At 64.3% G+C, this 19,424-nt stretch carries 16 protein-coding genes and 2 pseudogenes; 7 read left to right on the plus strand and 11 right to left on the minus strand.

All coding sequences use genetic code 11. The annotated features are described in order from the left end of the window. Nucleotides 1-14 precede the first annotated feature (14 nt). The gene (locus ACFJI2_RS18625; protein WP_107871213.1) at nt 15-392 is read left to right on the plus strand and encodes a BlaI/MecI/CopY family transcriptional regulator; all 378 of its coding nucleotides are present in this window, start codon (nt 15-17) and stop codon (nt 390-392) included. Nucleotides 393-536: 144 nt separating this feature from the next. Next, a complete protein-coding gene (locus ACFJI2_RS18630; RefSeq protein WP_377701356.1) occupies nt 537-2,603 on the plus strand; it encodes a putative bifunctional diguanylate cyclase/phosphodiesterase in 2,067 nt (688 codons plus the stop codon). Nucleotides 2,604-2,652: 49 nt separating this feature from the next. On the opposite strand, the gene gltA is transcribed toward ACFJI2_RS18630, so the two are convergent. The 7 genes and pseudogenes from gltA to ACFJI2_RS18665 form a co-directional block, all read right to left on the minus strand. Continuing rightward, nucleotides 2,653-3,954 (minus strand): citrate synthase, encoded by a 1,302-nt coding sequence (gene gltA / locus ACFJI2_RS18635; RefSeq protein WP_377701357.1) that lies wholly within the window; start codon nt 3,952-3,954, stop codon nt 2,653-2,655. 104 nt (nt 3,955-4,058) lie between these two features. Beyond that, the gene (locus ACFJI2_RS18640) at nt 4,059-4,340 is read right to left on the minus strand and encodes a succinate dehydrogenase assembly factor 2 (RefSeq protein ID WP_132138461.1); all 282 of its coding nucleotides are present in this window, start codon (nt 4,338-4,340) and stop codon (nt 4,059-4,061) included. A gap of 9 nt (nt 4,341-4,349) precedes the next feature. Next, complete coding sequence (locus ACFJI2_RS18645; RefSeq protein ID WP_057155973.1) at nt 4,350-5,060, minus strand: succinate dehydrogenase iron-sulfur subunit; 711 nt, start codon at nt 5,058-5,060, stop codon at nt 4,350-4,352. Nucleotides 5,061-5,076: 16 nt separating this feature from the next. Beyond that, nucleotides 5,077-6,854 (minus strand): annotated as a pseudogene (gene sdhA, locus ACFJI2_RS18650) (succinate dehydrogenase flavoprotein subunit). 2 nt (nt 6,855-6,856) lie between these two features. Continuing rightward, nucleotides 6,857-7,222, minus strand: a complete 366-nt coding sequence (gene sdhD, locus ACFJI2_RS18655) for a succinate dehydrogenase, hydrophobic membrane anchor protein (RefSeq protein WP_107871223.1) — start codon at nt 7,220-7,222, stop codon at nt 6,857-6,859. Between the two features lies 1 nt (nt 7,223). Then, entirely contained in the window at nt 7,224-7,646 is a 423-nt protein-coding gene (gene sdhC / locus ACFJI2_RS18660) for a succinate dehydrogenase, cytochrome b556 subunit (protein ID WP_107871225.1), read from the minus strand. A gap of 207 nt (nt 7,647-7,853) precedes the next feature. Then, complete coding sequence (locus ACFJI2_RS18665) at nt 7,854-8,684, minus strand: GntR family transcriptional regulator (RefSeq protein WP_377701358.1); 831 nt, start codon at nt 8,682-8,684, stop codon at nt 7,854-7,856. A 288-nt stretch (nt 8,685-8,972) separates the two neighbouring features. On the opposite strand from ACFJI2_RS18665, the gene ACFJI2_RS18670 reads away from it, so the two are divergent. From ACFJI2_RS18670 to ACFJI2_RS18690, 5 genes and pseudogenes are all read left to right on the plus strand, one after another. After that, nucleotides 8,973-9,962, plus strand: coding sequence for a malate dehydrogenase (locus ACFJI2_RS18670; RefSeq protein WP_377701359.1), 990 nt, complete (start codon nt 8,973-8,975; stop codon nt 9,960-9,962). Between the two features lie 138 nt (nt 9,963-10,100). Next, nucleotides 10,101-11,111, plus strand: a complete 1,011-nt coding sequence (locus ACFJI2_RS18675) for an HpcH/HpaI aldolase/citrate lyase family protein (RefSeq protein WP_377701360.1) — start codon at nt 10,101-10,103, stop codon at nt 11,109-11,111. Continuing rightward, nucleotides 11,111-11,644, plus strand: a complete 534-nt coding sequence (locus ACFJI2_RS18680) for a hypothetical protein (protein WP_377701361.1) — start codon at nt 11,111-11,113, stop codon at nt 11,642-11,644. The genes ACFJI2_RS18675 and ACFJI2_RS18680 overlap by 1 nt, the downstream gene beginning before the upstream one ends. Nucleotides 11,645-11,732: 88 nt before the next feature. Beyond that, nucleotides 11,733-14,441: an aconitate hydratase AcnA gene (acnA, locus tag ACFJI2_RS18685; protein WP_377701362.1), complete on the plus strand. Its 2,709-nt coding sequence runs from the start codon at nt 11,733-11,735 to the stop codon at nt 14,439-14,441. Nucleotides 14,442-14,605: 164 nt separating this feature from the next. After that, nucleotides 14,606-15,872: pseudogene (locus ACFJI2_RS18690) on the plus strand (DUF2863 family protein). 24 nt (nt 15,873-15,896) lie between these two features. Here ACFJI2_RS18690 and ACFJI2_RS18695 read toward each other — a convergent pair. The 4 genes from ACFJI2_RS18695 to ACFJI2_RS18710 form a co-directional block, all read right to left on the minus strand. Then, entirely contained in the window at nt 15,897-16,175 is a 279-nt protein-coding gene (locus ACFJI2_RS18695; protein WP_377701364.1) for a hypothetical protein, read from the minus strand. Between the two features lie 28 nt (nt 16,176-16,203). Continuing rightward, the gene (locus ACFJI2_RS18700) at nt 16,204-16,668 is read right to left on the minus strand and encodes a CYTH domain-containing protein (protein WP_377701365.1); all 465 of its coding nucleotides are present in this window, start codon (nt 16,666-16,668) and stop codon (nt 16,204-16,206) included. A 2-nt stretch (nt 16,669-16,670) separates the two neighbouring features. Next, nucleotides 16,671-17,795, minus strand: coding sequence for a M14-type cytosolic carboxypeptidase (locus ACFJI2_RS18705; protein ID WP_377701366.1), 1,125 nt, complete (start codon nt 17,793-17,795; stop codon nt 16,671-16,673). A gap of 135 nt (nt 17,796-17,930) precedes the next feature. Then, entirely contained in the window at nt 17,931-19,397 is a 1,467-nt protein-coding gene (locus ACFJI2_RS18710; protein ID WP_377701367.1) for a catalase, read from the minus strand. Nucleotides 19,398-19,424 lie beyond the last annotated feature (27 nt).

The raw sequence follows: 19,424 nt of genomic DNA on the forward strand, positions 1-19,424 counted from the left end.
TTATTCTAGATCCCATGACTACCGCCCCACCCAAACCGACCGCCTCCGAATTGGAGATGCTGCGCCTGCTGTTCGCGCTCGGCCCGTCCACCGCCAAGCAGGTGCACGCCGCCGCGCTGGAGACGCGGCCGGACATGAACTACGCCACGGTGCTGCGCCTGTTGCAGGTGATGCACACCAAGGGCTTGCTGTCGCGCGACGAAAGCCAGCGCGCCCACGTCTACGCCCCGGTGCAGGAGCAGGAATCGGTGCAGACCAGCCTGCTCAAGGAGCTGATCCAGAAAGCCTTCTCCGGTTCCGGCAAGGCGCTGGTGCTGGCGGCGCTGCGCGGCGGCCATGTCACCCCCAAGGAACGGCAGGAAATCCAGGCCTTGCTGGACAAGGAACAGTAAGCCCCCGCTGCAACACGCGCGCATGAATTTGCACAAGCGCGCGCCATCGGCCTCTGCCTGAGCTAAACTACCGTATTGCAAGAGACAAAGGCCGCGGCTCGCCGGCAGCCCAGCCATGCACTTTGCCGGCCAATCGGGGGCAATATGAAAAGTTGCGAGCAGGTGACGGCCCAAAAGGTCGCTGCCGCTTCGTTGAAGGACGTCATGGAGCTGCTGGCCGACGCTTTCTATGTGCTGGACGAAGCGGGACACTTTGTACTCTGGAACCACCGTATTGAACAGGCCACCGGCCTGACGCCGCAGCAACTGCGCGTGATCCACATGCTGGACCTGTTCCACCCCGACGACCGGCCCGCGGTCTCGCGCGCTTTCTGCAGCGCCTTCCAGGACGACACACCTGCCCACATCGAAGCGCGCCTGCTCTCCGGCGACGCCGCCATTCCCTACCTGTTCTGTGCCGCCCGCCTGCAAGCGGCAGGCGGCAACTACCTGCTCGGCACCGCCGTCAACCTGACCTGCCTGGAGCACCACGGCGAACTGGCCGAACTGCGCGACCGGGCCTTGCACGCGGCCAGCAACGGCATTGTCATCACGCGCTGCAGCGGCAAGGACAATCTGATCGAATACGTCAACCCGGCGTTCGAGCGCATCACCGGCTACAGCCGGGAAGAGATCCTGGGCCACGATTCGCGCTTCATGGCCGCCGACGAGCAGGACTCGGCGCAGCGCGCGGAACTGGCGGCCGCCATTGCCGCCAACCGCCCGGTGACCGTGGTGCTGCACAATGTGCGCAAGAATGGCGAGCGCTTCTGGAACCGCCTGTCGGTGACGCCGGTCACCGACGCCGGGGGGCGCGTGACCCATTTCATCGGCATCATCGAGGACATCAGCGAACTCAAGGAACGCACTGCCCAGCTGGAATACCAGGTCACCCACGACCCGCTGACCGGTCTGGCCAACCGCACCCTGCTGCGCGACCGCATGGACCATGCGCTGCAGGCGGCGCGCCGCAGCGGCCACCTGGTGGCGGTGGTGCTGATGGACCTGAACAAATTCAAGGAAATCAACGACACGCTGGGACACGACGCGGGCGACCACGTGCTGTGCATGGTGGCCCAGCGCCTGCAATCCGCGCTGCGCGACAGCGACACCGTGGCCCGGCTGGGCGGCGACGAGTTCGTACTGGTGCTGGCCGAGCAGCCTTCGCTGCGCTACACGCTGCGCATGATAGAACGCATCCGCCAGGCCATGGCCGACGAGCTGCAGTTCGAGGGCCAGGGCCTGCCGGTGGGCGCCAGCATGGGCGTGGCGATCTATCCCAACGACGGCGACAACTTCAGCGTGCTGCTGCGCGCGGCCGATGCCGCCATGTACAAGAGCAAGAGCGGCAGCCCCAACGCGGTGCACTTCCATTCGCCCGACATGGCCAGCGCCTCGGAGGCGCGGCGCCGCATGGAGCAGGCGTTGCGCGAAGCGCTCAGCGGCGACAGCCTGTACCTGAAATACCAGCCCAATGTGTGCGTGCAGACCGGCCGCATCGTCGGCGTGGAGGCGCTGCTGCGCTGGCATCATCCGCAGCTGGGCGAACTGCTGCCGCAGCGCTTCCTGGGCGAAGCCGAAGAAAACGGCCTGATCGTGCCGCTCGGGCGGCGCGTGCTGGACGAGGTGTGCACCACCATCAAGCGCCTGGGCCAGCTGGGCTACGCCGGCCTGCCGGTGACCATGAACGCCTCCTACCGCGAGTTCGGCCAGCGCGACTACCTGCCCCACATCGCGCGCACGGTGGCGCGCCACGGCATCGACCCGGCCTGCCTGGAACTGGAGCTGCGCGAGGCGCAGCTGATGCGCAATCCGGACGTCGCGCGGCGCCTGAGCGCGGGCGTGCGCGAGATGGGCTTGCGGATGTCGGTGGACGAATTCGGCGGCGGCGCCTCCAACCTGGCCTGCCTGCGCGCGCTGCGCCTGGACCAGCTGAAGATGGCCTCCGCCCCGGTGCGCGAAATCGGCGCGCAGGGCCTGAGCGGGGCGCTGGCCAAGACCATGCTCGACATCGGCCGCAACCTGGAAATCAGGGTGGTGGCCACCAGCGTGGAAACGCGCGCCCAGCACAGCTTCCTGGCCGAACACGGCTGCGCCGGCATGCAGGGCCATTACGTCAGCCTGCCGCTGACCCGCCCCAATCTCGAGCACTGGCTGCGCCGCCGCGCATAAAAAAAGCGAGCCGAAGCTCGCTTTTTGTTGTGCTGCGACAGACCGGCGATTAACGCTGGTCCAGCGGCGGCACGTCGCGGGTGGTGGCGCCCACGAACAGCTGGCGCGGACGGCCGATCTTCTGTTCCGGGTCGGCGATCATTTCGTTCCACTGGGCGATCCAGCCGATGGTGCGGGCCATGGCGAAGATACCGGTGAACAGCGACACTGGGATGCCCAGCGCGGACTGCACGATGCCCGAGTAGAAGTCCACGTTCGGGTACAGCTTGCGCGAGACGAAGTATTCGTCGTTCAGTGCAATCTTTTCCAGTTCCATGGCCAGCTTGAACAGCGGGTCGTCCTGCAGGCCCAGCTCGGCCAGCACTTCGTGGCAGGTTTCGCGCATCAGCTTGGCGCGCGGGTCGAAGTTCTTGTACACGCGGTGACCGAAGCCCATCAGCTTGACGCCGGAGTTCTTGTCTTTCACTTGCGCGATGAAGGCAGGGATGTTCTCGACCGAGCCGATTTCCTTCAGCATGGTCAGCGCCGCTTCGTTGGCGCCGCCGTGGGCAGGACCCCACAGGCAGGCGATACCGGCAGCGATACAGGCGAACGGGTTGGCGCCCGACGAGCCGGCCAGGCGGACGGTCGAGGTCGAGGCGTTCTGCTCGTGGTCCGCGTGCAGGATCAGGATGCGGTCCAGGGCGCGCACCAGCACGTCGTTGACCTTGTACTCTTCGCACGGATTGCCGAACATCATGCGCATGAAGTTGGCGCTGTACGACAGGTCGTTGCGCGGGTACACGAACGGCTGGCCGATCGAGTATTTGTAGGCCATGGCGACCAGGGTCGGCATCTTGGCGATCAGGCGGATGGCCGATACTTCACGGTGCTTGGCATCGTTGATGTCCAGCGAGTCGTGGTAGAACGAGGCCAGCGCGCCGACGGTGCCGACCAGCACCGACATCGGGTGCGCGTCGCGGCGGAAGCCGCGGAAGAAGAATTGCATCTGCTCGTGCACCATGGTGTGCTTGGTCACGGTGTCGACGAACTTGGCTTTTTCAGCCGCGTTCGGCAGTTCGCCGTTCAGCAGCAGGTAGCACGACTCCATGAAGTCGGCGTTCACGGCCAGCTGTTCGATCGGGTAGCCGCGGTATTGCAGCTCGCCCTTGTCGCCGTCGATGTAGGTGATCGACGAGTTGCACGCTGCGGTGGACATGAAGCCCGGGTCGTAGGTGAACTTGCCGGTGCCGGCGTACAGTTTGCGGATGTCGATGACGTCCGGGCCGACCGTGCCCTTGTAGATAGGGAACTCGACCGATGGGCTGCCGTCAGAGAACGACAGTGTAGCTTTGTTGTCAGAGATGTTCATGGACTCTTCCTTCTTGGAGAGATGCGGCTTATAAAAAAAACTTCTAAACTTCCGGCGGCGCGGGCGGCCCGGCCCAGCTACTGCGTGGGCCGCCCTTGCGCAGATCAGGCGAGACGCAGACGATGCAGCAGTGCGTGCACATGCGGCAGATCGATCTCGCCTTCCGGCTCTGCGCGAGCCAGCACCAGATCCATCAGCGCATTGTCCGACAAGTCGAGGAGCCGCGTGAATGCGTCCACTTCCTCGTCGGTCAATTCGGTTTCATGCGCATCGAGAAAGCGAGTCAGGATGATATCGTTTTCCAGCAAACCCCGGCGGGCACGCCAGCGCAGGCGCGCGCGGTTGGCCGGGTCAGCCTGATGCGCAGGCTTTTCCATTTCCGTCATATCGGACGATCAGATCGAACGGCGAACCATCAGCTCTTTTATCTTGCCGATGGCCTTGTTCGGGTTCAGGCCTTTCGGGCAGACATCGACGCAGTTCATGATCGAGTGGCAGCGGAACAGGCGGTACGGATCTTCCAGGTTGTCCAGGCGCTGGCCGGTCGCTTCGTCGCGCGAGTCGGCGATGAAGCGGTAGGCTTGCAGCAGGCCGGCAGGGCCGACGAACTTGTCCGGATTCCACCAGAACGACGGGCACGAGGTCGAGCAGCAGGCGCACAGGATGCACTCGTACAGGCCGTCCAGTTCCTCGCGTTCGGCAGGCGACTGCAGGCGCTCTTTCTCGGGCGGGATCGAGTCGTTGATCAGGAACGGCTTGATCGAGTCGTACTGCTTGAAGAACTGGGTCATGTCGACGATCAGGTCGCGGATCACCGGCAGGCCTGGCAGCGGACGCAGCACGATAGGCTCGGTCAGCTCGTTCAGGTTGGTGGTGCAGGCCAGGCCGTTCTTGCCGTTGATGTTCATCGCGTCCGAACCGCACACGCCTTCGCGGCACGAGCGGCGCAGGGCCAGCGAGTCGTCAACGTCGGACTTGATGCGCTGCAGGGCGTCCAGCAGCATCTTGTCGGTGTCTTTCAGTTCGACCGTCAGGTCCTGCATGTACGGCTTGGCGTCCTGGTCCGGATCGTAGCGGTAAATCTTGAATTTGAGAGTGCGTGGCATGGTAATGAGCCCTTGCTTAGAAAGTACGTGGTTTCGGCTTGAAGGTATCGACCGTCAGCGGCTTGGTGACGACAGCCTTGTATTCCAGGCGGTTGCCTTCCGAATACCACAGGGTGTGCTTCATCCAGTTGTCGTCGTCGCGGTTCGGGAAATCGCTGTGCGCGTGGGCGCCGCGCGATTCCTTGCGCGCTACTGCCGAGGTGATGGTCGCTTTCGCCGTCTCGATCAGGTTATCCAGTTCCAGCGCTTCCACGCGGGCGGTGTTGAACACCTTGGACTTGTCCTTGAACGACACGTGCTTGCGGCGCTCGTCCAGCTTCATGATCTCGTCGTAGCCCTGCTTGAGCAGGTCGTCGGTACGGAACACGCCGCAGTATTTCTGCATCGTGGCGCGGATGTCGTTGGCGACGCCCTGCACTTTTTCCGAACCGGTCGAGGTTTCCAGGCGGTTCAGGCGGTTCATCGCGAAGTCGGCGGCGTCCTTCGGCAGAGGCTTGTTCTCTTTCTGCTTCAGGTTCGACGCGACCACGTGGTTGCCGGCTGCGCGGCCGAACACCACCAGGTCCAGCAGCGAGTTGGTGCCCAGGCGGTTGGCGCCGTGCACCGATACGCAGGCGCATTCGCCGATGGCGTACAGGCCGTTGACCACTTTCTGGGTGCCGTCGCCGTTCGGCGTGACCACCTGGCCGTGGATGTTGGTCGGGATGCCGCCCATCTGGTAGTGGATGGTCGGCACGACCGGGATCGGTTCCTTGGTGGCGTCCACGTTGGCGAACTTGTGGCCGATTTCCAGGATCGACGGCAGGCGCTTGGCGATGGTGTCGGCGCCGATGTGGCGCAGGTCCAGCATCACGTGGTCCTTGTTCGGACCGCAGCCGCGGCCTTCCTTGATTTCCTGGTCCATCGAGCGGGACACGAAGTCGCGCGGCGCCAGGTCTTTCAGGGTCGGCGCGTAGCGCTCCATGAAGCGTTCGCCTTCCGAGTTGATCAGGATGCCGCCTTCGCCGCGCACGCCTTCGGTGATCAGCACGCCCGCGCCGGCCACGCCGGTCGGGTGGAACTGCCAGAATTCCATGTCCTGCAGCGGCAGGCCGGCACGCGCCGCCATGCCCATGCCGTCACCGGTGTTGATGAAGGCGTTGGTCGATGCGGCGAAGATGCGGCCTGCGCCGCCGGTGGCGAAGATGGTGGTCTTCGCTTCCAGGATCATGCATTCGCCGGTTTCCATTTCCAGTGCCACCACGCCCACCACGTCGCCTTCGGCGTCGCGGATGATGTCGAGCGCCATCCACTCCACGAAGAAGTGGGTGCGGGCGCGCACGTTGCGCTGGTACAGGGTGTGCAGCAGCGCGTGGCCGGTGCGGTCGGCCGCGGCGCAGGCGCGCTGCACGGCTTTTTCACCGAAGTTGGCGGTGTGGCCGCCGAACGGACGCTGGTAGATGGTGCCGTCCGGGTTGCGGTCGAACGGCATGCCGAAGTGTTCCAGTTCGTACACGACTTTCGGTGCTTCGCGGCACATGAATTCGATGGCGTCCTGGTCGCCCAGGTAGTCGCCGCCCTTGACGGTGTCGAACATATGCCAGAACCAGTTGTCCTCGGCCATCTGCCCAGCGAGGCGCCGATGCCGCCTTGCGCCGCCACGGTGTGCGAGCGGGTTGGGAACACTTTCGACAGCACGGCCACGTTCAGGCCGGCTTCCGCCAGTTGCAGGGAGGCGCGCATGCCGGAACCGCCGGCGCCAACGATGACCGCGTCAAAGCGGCGGGTAGGGATTGCAGTTTTGATGGCTGCCACGATTACACACTCCAGAGTATTTGTACCGACCACACGGCGCAGCCAACCAGCCAGCCGATGGTGATGATTTGCAGCGTCAGACGGAGGCCCACGGCTTTCACGTAGTCCATCCAGATGTCGCGCATGCCTACCCAGGCGTGGTAGAACAGGCCGAACAGGGTTACGGCGCTGAACAGCTTGAACCACTGCTGGGCGAACAGGCCGGCCCAGCCTTCGTACGAGAAGTTGCTGCCGGTGAGGAAGCAGATCAGCAGCACGGCGGTGTAGACCACCATCAGTACTGCGGTGACGCGCTGGGCCAGCCAGTCGCGCACGCCGTAGCCGGCGCCGACGACCAGGCGCTTAGGTCCGATATTGTTGTTTGCCATGTCAGAATACTCCAAACAGTTTCAGTGCGACCAGGGCGGTCAGCGCCAGGCTGATGACCAGCACAGTGGCGGCCGACTTGCGCGCCGAGTCTTTATCCAGGCCCACGTGGGTGTCCATGATCAGGTGGCGTACGCCGGCGCAGAAATGCTGGAAGTAGGCCCAGCACAGCGCCAGGATGACCAGCTTGGTGAACCAGTGCGAAGCGATGCCCTTGAAATGCTCGAAAGAGATCTCAGATAACAGGCTCTTCTCCAGCAGATACAGCACCACGGGCAGCAGCGCGAACATCAGGAAACCGGAGATGCGGTGCAGGATGGACACTACGCCGGCCAGCGGCAGGCGGTAGTTGGACAATTCAGTGACGTGGATATTGCGAAATTGCGGCCGTTCTTTTTTTGGTACTTCTCTTACGGCTTCTGACATGACGAGACCTCCCTATACGTGAAGCTAAATTTGTGAGACTGCGATTTTCGCCGATTTTCGCAGTTCAGACCAATATGTATTGTTACATATAACCAAAATTATGTTTTGTCGTAGCCGACTTTTGCAAAATGTGCAAGGTGGCGTGTTTTTAGCGCAACATCGCCCGATCGGCGTCCGGGCAGCGCGTCTCCCTTATTCGCTTACTGCCTAGTTCAAATCATTCTGGTAATGATGCCGTTCGGTCGAATAGAGGCCACGGCGCAGCTCCACCGGCTTGTCGCCGTAGGTGAAGGACACGCGTTCGGCCATCAGCAAGGGTGTGCCTTGCGCGACCTGCAGCAGTGCGGCTGCGCCCTCGTCGGCGGCGCAGGCGCGGATTTTCTCGGCGGCGCGGATCATGCGGGTGCCGAACTCGGATTCGAACAGGCCGTACATCGGCCCCTTGTACTCGACCAGCCGCTCGGCGGTCAGTCCCTTGAAGATCAGGCCAGGCAGCCACAGTTCCTCGACGATGGTGGGGATGCCGTCGAAGGACTGCACGCGCTTGATGAACACCACGGCGTCGCCGGACTTGAGCTCCAGCAGGCGCGCCACGTCGGCGGGCGCGCGGGTGCGCTTGACTTCAATGAACTTCGATTCTGGATAGTGCGGCACGCCCTCGTCGGGCATCAGCCGCAGGAAACGGAAATGGGCGCGCGCCTCGTGGTGGGTGGACACGAAAGTGCCCTTGCCCTGCTTGCGCATCACCAGGTTTTCCGCCGCCAATTCGTCGATGGCCTTGCGCACCGTGCCCTGGCTGACCTTGAAGCGCGCCGCCAGCTCCACTTCGCTGGGGATCAGTTCGCCCGGCTTCCACTCGCCCGACTGCAGGCTTTGCGTGATCAGGGCCTTGATCTGCTGGTACAGCGGGGAAAAGGTGGGCGAAGGGGCGTTGCCCGGGCTGGCCGCGCCGGCCTGGCCTGCGGAAGGCGCCGTCGGGCTGACCGTGCCGCTCGCGGCGGCGCCTGGGTTGGTCAGATTGGACGAGGCGGAATTCATAGACCCGGATTTCACCACAAAAGCCCGGTGGCGTCCAGCAAAACCCGATAACTTATCTGTCTTATATAAGACATAAGATATGATTGACAGAAGCGGAAGACCGGCCTACACTCGGCGGCTGTGCCCTCTTTGTCCGCCCGCGCGCGGCGCGTACCGGAACAAGAAGAGCATAGTCGTTGCACCGGTCAAAGGCAAACAATAAACCTTGCCGGTTTTGGTATCATTATAGTTTTCCGCAAGCGTAGGCCCAGCTTCAGATCGTTTTCTATTCCACTTTGGAGATTCATCATGGCTAAAACCCCAATGCGTGTTGCCGTTACCGGCGCCGCCGGCCAGATCGGCTATTCCCTGCTGTTCCGCATCGCCAACGGCGACATGCTGGGCAAAGACCAGCCGGTCATCCTGCAACTGCTTGAAATCGCTGACGAAAAAGCGCAAAAGGCGCTCAAGGGCGTCATGATGGAAATCGACGACTGCGCCTTCCCGCTGCTGGCCGGCATGACCGCCCACTCCGACCCGATGACCGCCTTCAAGGACGCCGACGTGGCCCTGCTGGTGGGCGCCCGCCCACGCGGCCCAGGCATGGAACGCAAGGACCTGCTGGAAGCGAACGCGCAGATCTTCACCGTGCAGGGCAAGGCGCTGGACGCCGTCGCTTCGCGCAACGTGAAAGTACTGGTGGTGGGCAACCCGGCCAACACCAACGCCTACATCGCCATGAAATCGGCCCCTTCGCTGCCAGCGAAGAACTTCACCGCTATGCTGCGCCTGGACCACAACCGCGCGCTGTCGCAAGTGGCTGCCAAGACCGGCACCCAGGTGAAGGACATCGAGAAGCTGTGCGTGTGGGGCAACCACTCGCCGACCATGTACGCCGACTACCGCTTCGCCACCGTGAACGGCAAGTCCGTCAAGGACCTGATCAACGACCAGGAATGGAACGCCAACGTGTTCCTGCCGACCGTGGGCAAGCGCGGCGCAGCGATCATCGAAGCGCGCGGCCTGTCCTCGGCCGCTTCGGCCGCCAACGCCGCCATCGACCACGTGCGCGACTGGGTACTGGGCACCAACGGCAAGTGGACCACCATGGGCATCCCATCGGACGGCTCCTACGGCATCCCTGAAGGCACCATGTTCGGCTTCCCTGTGACCACCGAAAACGGCGAATACAAAATCGTCCAGGGCCTGGAAATCGACGCCTTCTCGCAAGAGCGCATCAACATCACGCTGAAGGAACTGACCGAAGAGCGTGAAGGCGTGAAACACCTGCTGCCATAAACGGCACCCAGGCGCGCTGTGGAACCGGTTAAGCCGACCATACGCCGCACCCGCCGCACTGCCGAGAGCAGTGCGGCGTCTCCGTCTGCGCCCGCCGCGGCGCCGACCTCTTCCGCGTCAACCTCCCCTCCTTCCCGCATGCATCCATCCGAGGTTTTATTCCAGGGCACGCGCCAGCCGCTGCTTTTGCCGGCCTGCGATCATTACGCCGGCTCCGAAAAGCTGATGCGCAAGTCGATTGCCTTGCAACAAGAACTTGGCCCGCTTTTCGACATCACCTTCGACTGCGAGGACGGCGCCTCCGCCGGCAACGAGGAAGCGCACGCGCGCCTCGTGGCCGAGCTGCTGCTCAGCGAAGACAATAAATTCAACCGCATCGGCGCCCGCGTGCACGACCTGCACAGCCCGCACTTCGAGCGCGACGTGGAGCTCATCTGCGGCGCCGCCGCGCACAAGCTGGCCTACGTGGTGCTGCCCAAGCCGGACAGCGTGCAGGAAGTCATGCGCGCCATCGAGCTGATCAACACCCACGCGCTCAAGGCCGGCCGCGCCGCGTCGTCGCCCTTGCCGGTGCACGTGCTGATCGAAACCCACGGCGCGCTGCACGACGCGTACGCCATTGCCGCCCTGCCCCAGGTCGAGTGCCTGTCGTTCGGCATCATGGACTTCGTGTCCAGCCACTACGGCGCGGTGCCGGGCAACGCCATGCGCACCCCGGGCCAGTTCACGCACCCGCTGGTGGTGCGCGCCAAGCTCGAGATCGCCGCCGCCTGCCACGCGCACGGCAAGGTGCCCTCGCACAACGTGACCACCGAGATCAAGGACCCGGCCGTGGTGGCCAACGACGCCCAGCGCGCCGCTGCCGAATTCGGCTACACGCGCATGTGGAGCATCCACCCGAACCAGATCAAGCCGGTGATCAAGGCCTTCACGCCGCGCCTGTCCGAAGTCAACGAAGCGACCCACATCCTGCAAGACGCCGAGCGCGTGCAGTGGGGTCCCATTTCCCAGAACGGCCGCCTGCACGACCGCGCCAGCTACCGCTACTACTGGACCGTGCTGCAACGCGCGCGCCTGGCGGGCCTGGCGCTGCCGGAAGCGGCCGCCGCCCTGCTTAACCCTGTCGAACCCGCAACGGAAACAAACTGATGTCCATCTCCAAATTATTCCTGGCCTGCAGCATCGCGCTCGGCTCCCTGACCTTGTGCCTGCCGCCAGCGGCCATGGCTGCCGCCCCGGACGCCAAGGCCGATGCAAAGAAGCCTGCCGCCAAGGCGAAAAAGACCGGCAAGAAGGCCGCAGCCGCCGCTGCCGCCGCGCCGGCCGTCCTGAGCCCCGAGGATGCGGAAGAAGCCGCCGAACCGGGCGTGGAAGGCACCACCGTGGTCGACTTCGACTGCGAACTGGGCAACAAGATCACCATTTACCAGAACGCCAGCGACGACAACTACATCGCGCTGCGCTGGAAGAAGCGTTTGCACCGCCTGAAGCGCGTCGGCACCACCACCGGCGCCAACCGCTTCGAGAACAAGCTGTACGGCCTGATCTGGATCGGCATTCCGGCCAAGGGCATGCTGCTGGACTCCAAGCAGAACCGCCAGCTGGCCAATGAATGCCGCAACGCGGAGCAGCTGAAGCCGGCTGCCACTGCACCGGCGCCCGCGCCGGCCCTGCAAGGCTAAGTTGCCAGCTAAGTTGCCAGGCTAAGTTTTTAGTCCGAAGAAGTACTCGTAACATTAATAACAGACGATACCCACTGAAGGAGAGGTCATGTCCCGCAACACACTGAACACGCTGAAGGATTTCAACATTGCTGGCAAGAAGGGTAAGTTCTACTCCCTGCCTGCGCTGGAGAAGAGCCTGGGTATCAACGTCTCCCGCCTGCCGGTATCGATCCGCGTGGTGCTGGAATCCGTGCTGCGCAACTGCGACGGCAAGAAGGTCACCGAAGAGCACGTGAAGCAGCTGGCCGGCTGGGGCGCGACCGCCGAGCGCACCGACGAGATTCCCTTCGTCGTGGCCCGCGTGGTGCTGCAGGACTTCACCGGCGTGCCGCTGCTGGCCGACCTGGCCGCGATGCGCAACGTCGCCTCCAAGATGGGCGTGAACCCGAAAAAGATCGAGCCGCTGGTGCCGGTGGACCTGGTGGTGGACCACTCGGTCACCATCGACCACTTCCGCGAGCCGAAGGCGCTGGACCTGAACATGAAGCTGGAATTCTCGCGCAACAACGAGCGCTACCAGTTCATGAAGTGGGGCATGCAAGCCTTCGACACCTTCGGCGTGGTGCCGCCGGGCTTCGGCATCGTGCACCAGGTGAACCTGGAATACCTGGCGCGCGGCGTGCACAAGGCCGCCGACGGCGTGTACTACCCTGACACCCTGGTGGGCACCGACTCGCACACCACCATGATCAACGGCATCGGCGTGGTGGGCTGGGGCGTGGGCGGCATCGAGGCGGAAGCCGGCATGCTGGGCCAGCCGGTCTACTTCCTGACCCCGGACGTGATCGGCGTGAACCTGACCGGCGCGCTGCGCGAAGGCTGCACCGCGACCGACCTGGTGCTGACCATCACCGAACTGCTGCGCAAGGAAAAAGTGGTGGGCAAGTTCGTCGAGTTCTTCGGCGAAGGCACCGAGACGCTGTCGCTGACCGACCGCGCCACCATCGCCAACATGGCGCCGGAATACGGCGCCACCATGGGCTTCTTCCCGGTAGACGACGCCACCATCGACTACTTCAAGGGCACCGGCCGCACCAAGGCCGAGATCGACGCCTTCGAAGCCTACTTCAAGGCCCAGAACCTGTTCGGCGTGCCGAAAGCGGGCGAAATCGACTATACCCGCGTGGTATCGCTGGACCTGACCTCGGTCACGCCGTCGCTGGCCGGTCCGAAGCGCCCGCAGGACCGTATCGAAATCGGCAACGTGAAGAACAACTTTACCGAACTGTTCTCGAAACCGACCACGGAAAACGGCTTCAACAAGAACCCGGCCGACCTGACCACCGAGTACGTGACCAGCAACGGCGTGAAAGTGCACAACGGCGACGTGCTGATCGCCGCCATCACCTCCTGCACCAACACCTCCAATCCTTCGGTGTTGCTGGCCGCCGGCCTGCTGGCCAAGAAGGCCGTGGAAGCCGGCCTGACCGTGGCGCCGCACATCAAGACCTCGCTGGCCCCCGGTTCGCGCGTGGTGACCGAGTACCTGACCGCGGCCGGCCTGCTGCCCTACCTGGAGCAGCTGGGCTTCGGCGTGACCGCCTACGGCTGCACCACCTGCATCGGCAACGCCGGCGACCTGACCCCGGAACTGAACGCGGCCATCACCTCGCACGACATCGTGGCCTCGGCCGTCCTGTCGGGCAACCGCAACTTCGAAGCGCGCATCCACCCGAACATCCGTTCCAACTTCCTGGCCTCGCCACCGCTGGTGGTGGCCTATGCCATCGCCGGCAACATGACCAAGGATCTGATGACCGAGCCGGTGGGCAAAGGCAAGGACGGCAAGGACGTGTACCTGGGCGACATCTGGCCGAGCTCGCAGGAAATCGGCAAGCTGATGAAGTTCGCCATGAACTCGAAAGTGTTCAAGGAGAACTACGCCGACGTCAAGGGCGCGCCAGGCGAGCTGTGGGAAGCCGTATCGACCACCGAAGGCCAGGTGTACAACTGGCCTGACTCGACCTATATCGCCGAGCCGCCATTCTTCGACGGCTTCGAGATGACCCCGAAAGCGGCCGCCACCGGCATCACCGCCGCGCGCGCGCTGGGCGTGTTCGGCGACTCGATCACCACCGACCACATCTCCCCGGCCGGTTCGATCAAGGAAGACGGCCCGGCCGGCAAATGGCTGAAGGAAAACGGCGTGCTAAAAGCCGACTTCAACTCCTACGGCTCGCGCCGCGGCAACCACGAGATCATGATGCGCGGCACCTTCGCCAACGTGCGCATCAAGAACAAGATGATCCCGCCGAAGGCGGACGGTTCGGCGGTCGAAGGCGGCATCACCATCCACCAGCCGTCGGGCGAGCAGCTGTCGATCTACGACGCGGCCATGAAGTACGTGGCCGAAGGCACGCCGACCATGATCTTCGGCGGCGAAGAGTACGGCACCGGCTCCTCGCGCGACTGGGCCGCCAAGGGCACCCAGCTGCTGGGCGTGAAGGCCGTCATCTGCCGCTCGTTCGAGCGCATCCACCGCTCCAACCTGGTGGGCATGGGCGTGCTGCCGCTGCAATTCATCGGCAACGACTCGGTCGAATCGCTGGGCATCACCGGCAAGGAAACCTACGACCTGAAGGGCCTGGAAGGCGAGATCAAGCCGCAACAGCTGGCCACGCTGGTGATCCACCGCGCCGACGGCTCGGCGCAGGAAGTCAAAGTGCTGCTGCGCATCGACACCCCGATCGAAGTGGACTATTACAAGCACGGCGGCATCCTGCCGTTCGTCCTGCGCCAGCTGCTGGCCGCGTAAAGACGAGATCATGACGCCCCGTAGGGCGGGTTAGCACGCCGTGCGTAACCCGCCAAGCGCCCCGAAACGCCGGATTCGTCCGGCGTTTCTTATTTGGGCCGCCGCGCGCGTCCGAATCCACTACAATACGGATAACAGAACTTTTCCAGAGACTAGTAAGCGCTATGCGTCGCCCATCCAAAGAATCGCCACACAAACTCACTGCCGACAGCCAGCGCCTCGTCACCCTCGCCCAGGCCGTAGGCCAGGCGGCCAGCCGCCTTGAAGAACGCACCTGGGAACGCAGCCTGGAAACCCAGCTGCAAAAGCTGCTCAAGACCGGCCACCAGGACACCATCGATGCCGCGCTGAACGGCCTGTTCCGTGAAGACCTGAACGGCTACGACGTGCTGATGGACGGCGTGGAAGCGGTCAGCGAGTCCAGCACCATCACCGTGGAAGCCGACGGCGCGAGTACCCAGTACGACGTGCTGCTGGTGGCCGCGCCGGTGCTGGCCTGGACCCGCTTTTCCATCGCCTCCGGCCCGATCCCCGGCCGACGTGCTGAACACCCTGTCGGCGCACTTCTCGGCCCACCTGCTGGCCGACGGTACCCATATGGCCATGGCTTCCATGCTGTATTCCATCGACCAGCTGCCGCGCAGCCACGCCGAGGCCTACAGCAAGACCCACAAGCTGGCGCAAGCCGCGCTCAAGGGCGTGGCATTCAAATCGGAAGCCAAGGCGCCCGACACCGCGCCCTTCCTGGCCGACACGCGCTACCTGCTGGTGGCCGTGGTGGCGCCGCACGGCGGCCCGCTGTTCCGCTGGCAGATGCCGGCGCTGCAGTCGAACTTCGCCGAAGAGCGCAAGGCCGCGCTGGAACAGTGGCGCATCCAGGCGCTGCCGACCGTGAACCGCTTGCTGCCGGGCTGCGGCGTGGAGCTGCTGCTGCCCGAAGCGTATTACATGGCCTGCCGCGAGGCGGACAAGCTGATCCGTCCGGTGTCGATCCGCGCTGCCGTGCACTACCTGACGCACACGCTGTCGGTGGAGCCGTCCGAGCTGCGCGCCGTGATCGCCGGCTTCGGCGAGGAAGCGGCCGACGGCCAGATCGACGAATACCGCGTCGCCTTCACCCCGCGCCAGAGCGCGGACGTGGTGTACGGCGTGGTGTGGCCGCTGTACGGCCAGGAAGACGAGGAAGGTACGCCGCCGGAAGGTCCGATTTCGGGCAGCATCGCCGAGCTGCTCAAGCCGCGCACGCCGGTGGAAGAGATCGTCGAGCATTTGAATGCGCTGGGCGTGACGCAGGTGAAGAAGCTGGGCGAGCGCTATGTGTCCGAGTACTGCGACGACTGCGGCGCACCGCTGTTCGCCGACCCGACGGGCGAGCTGGTGCACGCCGAAATGCCGGAGGATACGCCGGCCGGCAACGAGCACTTCCACTAAGCATGAAGCCCTCGCAAGAGGGCTTTATTTTTGCGGCTGAGGCGGAGGCGGCGGGGCTGGCGTGTAGATGACGATGGGCTGCGCCGGCGGCGGTGCAGCCACGGGTTTGAGCGCGTTGCTCATGGCCATGAACAGGCCGCCGAAGCCGATGAACAAGCCGATCACCGTGGCCACCGTCCAGCGCGCAATGTCGGCCCGGATGGATTCGATATAGGCCCGCAAAGCCTCCACGTCGGCCTTGGTGGCCAAGGTTGGCAGGATGGCCTCCATGCGGGCCGCGAAGATTTTCCAGTCGTCTTCCATCCTGTCAGTCTAGGATGGAAGACGGCGTTTACCAAGCGGAGTACGGGTGCTTGATCAGGTTGGAGTTGAGGTAGCGCATATCATGCGTGACTTCTTCTCCGGCCCAGTCCGGCTTGTCGAAGGGCTGGTTTTCGGACGGCAGCTCGATCTCGGCCACCACCAGCCCGGCGTTCACGCCGAGGAACTCGTCCACTTCCCACACGAAGCCCGCGTAGGGTATGCGGCGGCGGTATTTCTCGATGATGGGCTGCTCACACAGCTTTTCAAGGAACTCTTGCGCGTCCGCCATCGGGATCTCGTACTCCCACTCGCCCCGGCTGGCGCCCACGTTCTTGCCCTTGATGGTGAGCACCGCGCGCTCGCCCTCGATGCGCACGCGCACCACGCGCTGCGCGTGCGAGGACAGATAGCCCTGGCGCAGCAGCACGGGTTCGCCCTGCCGCATCCAGGCGTCGTTCGTGACCAGGAACTTGCGTTCGATCTCGACGCCCATGATCAGTCGTCCAGCGACAGCAGGATGGGCTGCAGGATGGCGCGGCCCAGCGCGGCGCTGCGGGCGCCGTTCCAGCCCACGTGCGCGTCCGGCAGGTCGGCGTTGTCCTTGAACGGCATTTCCAGGGTCAGCGCCAGGCACTTGAAGTGATGGCCGATGTACTTGGAGGCCAGCGTGAGCATGTCTTCCTTGTACTTGCTGGCGGCGTAGCCGACGGTGTCCTGGAAGTCCGGGCTGGCGTTCTTGTAGCGCTCGATGAAGGCCTTCTGCGCGGCGGCCTGCCCGGGCGTGAAGTTTTCCAGCATCTCGTTGCCGGCCACGAAGTTGTACGGCAGCGCCTCGTCGCCGTGGATGTCGAAGAACATGTCGACGCCGGTTTCGTGGATCTTGTTCTTCACGCACAGCACTTCGGGCGAGCGCTCCAGCGTCGGCGTCATCCACTCGCGGTTCAGGTTGGCGCCGGCCGCGTTGGTGCGCAGGTTGCCGCGCACCGAGCCGTCCGGGTTCATATTCGGCACGATGTAGAAGCAGCAGCGCTGCAGCAGCTTGCGCGCGATCGGGTTGGCGTCGTCCAGCAGCGCATCGACCAGGCCTTCGACGAACCATTCAGCCATCGATTCGCCCGGGTGCTGGCGCGCGATGACCCAGATTTTCTTTTCCGCTTCCGGCTCGCCGATGACGACCAGGTTCATGTCGCGGCCGTCCACCGTAGAGCCCAGGTCCAGCACGCGCGCGCCCGGATTCTCGGCCACTTCGCCCAGCAGGCGCAGGTGGCGTTCCCACGAATACGGCTCGAAGTAGGCGTAGTAGACGCTGTCCAGGTCCGGCGTGTGCTTGATGGTCATCACTTCGCCGTCGAAGGAAGTCGGCACGCGGAACCAGTTTTCGCTGTCGTAGCTGGCCACGGCGTTGTAGCCCTCGTAGCCCTTGGCGTAGGTGGCCTGGCCGGCGTTCAGGAAGCGCATGGTCACGGCCTGGCCGCGCGCGCCCTGCAGGCGGAAGTGGAACCACTGGCGGATATCGGCGGCGTTGTCGTCGCGCAGCTTCAGTTCAATGGTGGCGGCGCTGTCTGCGCGCACCACGTCGATGGCGCCGGAGTCGAAGTTCTGGCTGATTTTGATGGTCATGGCGGTCCCGTGTTGATAGATCCAAGACCGCTATTTTAAATGATGCTGCGGCCGAGCATGGCGGGTTACGTGCCTAACCCGCCCTACGCACCACGACGGCCGGAGGCGTTACCCGCCATGCCGGCCATGCCAGCCTCAATCCACGTTGCGGCCGCGCGCCTTCAGGGCCGCGCGGACGCCGGCGCCGTAGGCCGGATCGGCCTTGTCGAAATGCCCCAGCTGGCGCTGGATGATCTCGTCGCTCACCTGGCTCATGGGGCCGGCCAGGTTGTCGAACAGGTTTTGCTGCTCCTGCACCGGCATCAGGCGGAACAGGTTGCCGGCCTGGGTGTAGTCATCCTCGTGCCCTCGCCCGTCGTAGCGTGCCGCCGCGCCTTGCAGCGCCAGCTCCGGCTCGCCGTGGCCCATGCCCTTGCCATGGATGCCGCCCGCCTCCACCGCCGCGTAATTCTGCGCCGCGCCACCGTTGCTGATGGCCATGGCGCCGTCGCGCTGCTGGTTGTGGAAGGGGCAGCGCGGCGCGTTCACCGGCAGGTGCTGGTGGTCGGTGCCGACCCGGTACAGCTGCGCGTCGTGATAGGCAAACAGGCGCGCCTGCAGCATCTTGTCCGGCGAATAGCCCATGCCCGGCACCGCGTTCGACGGCGACAGCGCGGCCTGCTCCACTTCGGCGTGGTAATTGACCGGGTTGCGGTTCAATTCGAACACGCCCACCGGCTGCAGCGGGAAGTCGCCGTGCGGCCATACCTTGGTCAGGTCGAACGGGTTCCAGCCGGTGCGCTCGCCCCAAGCGGCCAGTTCGGCGTCGGTGGCGATCTGGATCTTCACGTCCCATTGCGGGAAGTCGCCGGCGGCGATGGCGCCGAACAGGTCGCGCTGCGCGTAGTCCGGGTCTTCGCCGGCGATGCGGGTGGCGTCGGCCGCGCTCAGGTTCCTGATGCCCTGGCGGGTCTTGAAGTGCCACTTCACGTACACGCGCTCGCCCGCTTCGTTGATCAGGCTGTAGGTGTGGCTGCCGAAGCCGTCCATGTGGCGGTAGCCGTCCGGCGTGCCGCGGTCCGAGAACAGCATGGTGACCTGGTGCAGGCTTTCCGGCGCCTTGCTCCAGAAGTCGAACATCATGGTGGGCGACTTCAGGTTGGTCTGCGGGTCGCGCTTCTGGGTGTGGATGAAGTCCGGGAACTTGATGCCGTCCTTGATGAAGAACATGGGCGTGTTGTTGCCGACCAGGTCCCAGTTGCCTTCTTCGGTGTAGAAGCGCACTGCGAAGCCGCGCGGATCGCGCTCGGTGTCGGCGCTGCCCTTCTCGCCGCCCACGGTGGAGAAGCGCACAAAGGTCTCCGTCTGCTTGCCGACGGCCGAAAACAGTTTGGCCTTGGTGTAGCGGGTGATGTCGTGCGTGACGGTGAAAGTGCCGTAGGCGCCCGAGCCCTTGGCGTGCACCACGCGCTCCGGAATGCGCTCGCGGTTGAAGTGCTGAAGTTTCTCGATCAGGTGGAAGTCCTGCAGCAGCACCGGGCCGCGCGGGCCGGCGGTGATGGAATTCTGGTTATCCGCGACAGGGATGCCGGACGCGGTGGTAATTGGTGGCTGCTGGCTCATTGCTTGCTCCTCAAGAATGTTGTTCGG

It is taken from the genome of Pseudoduganella sp. UC29_71 (genome assembly GCF_042693265.1).
GTDB lineage: Bacteria > Pseudomonadota > Gammaproteobacteria > Burkholderiales > Burkholderiaceae_D > Rugamonas.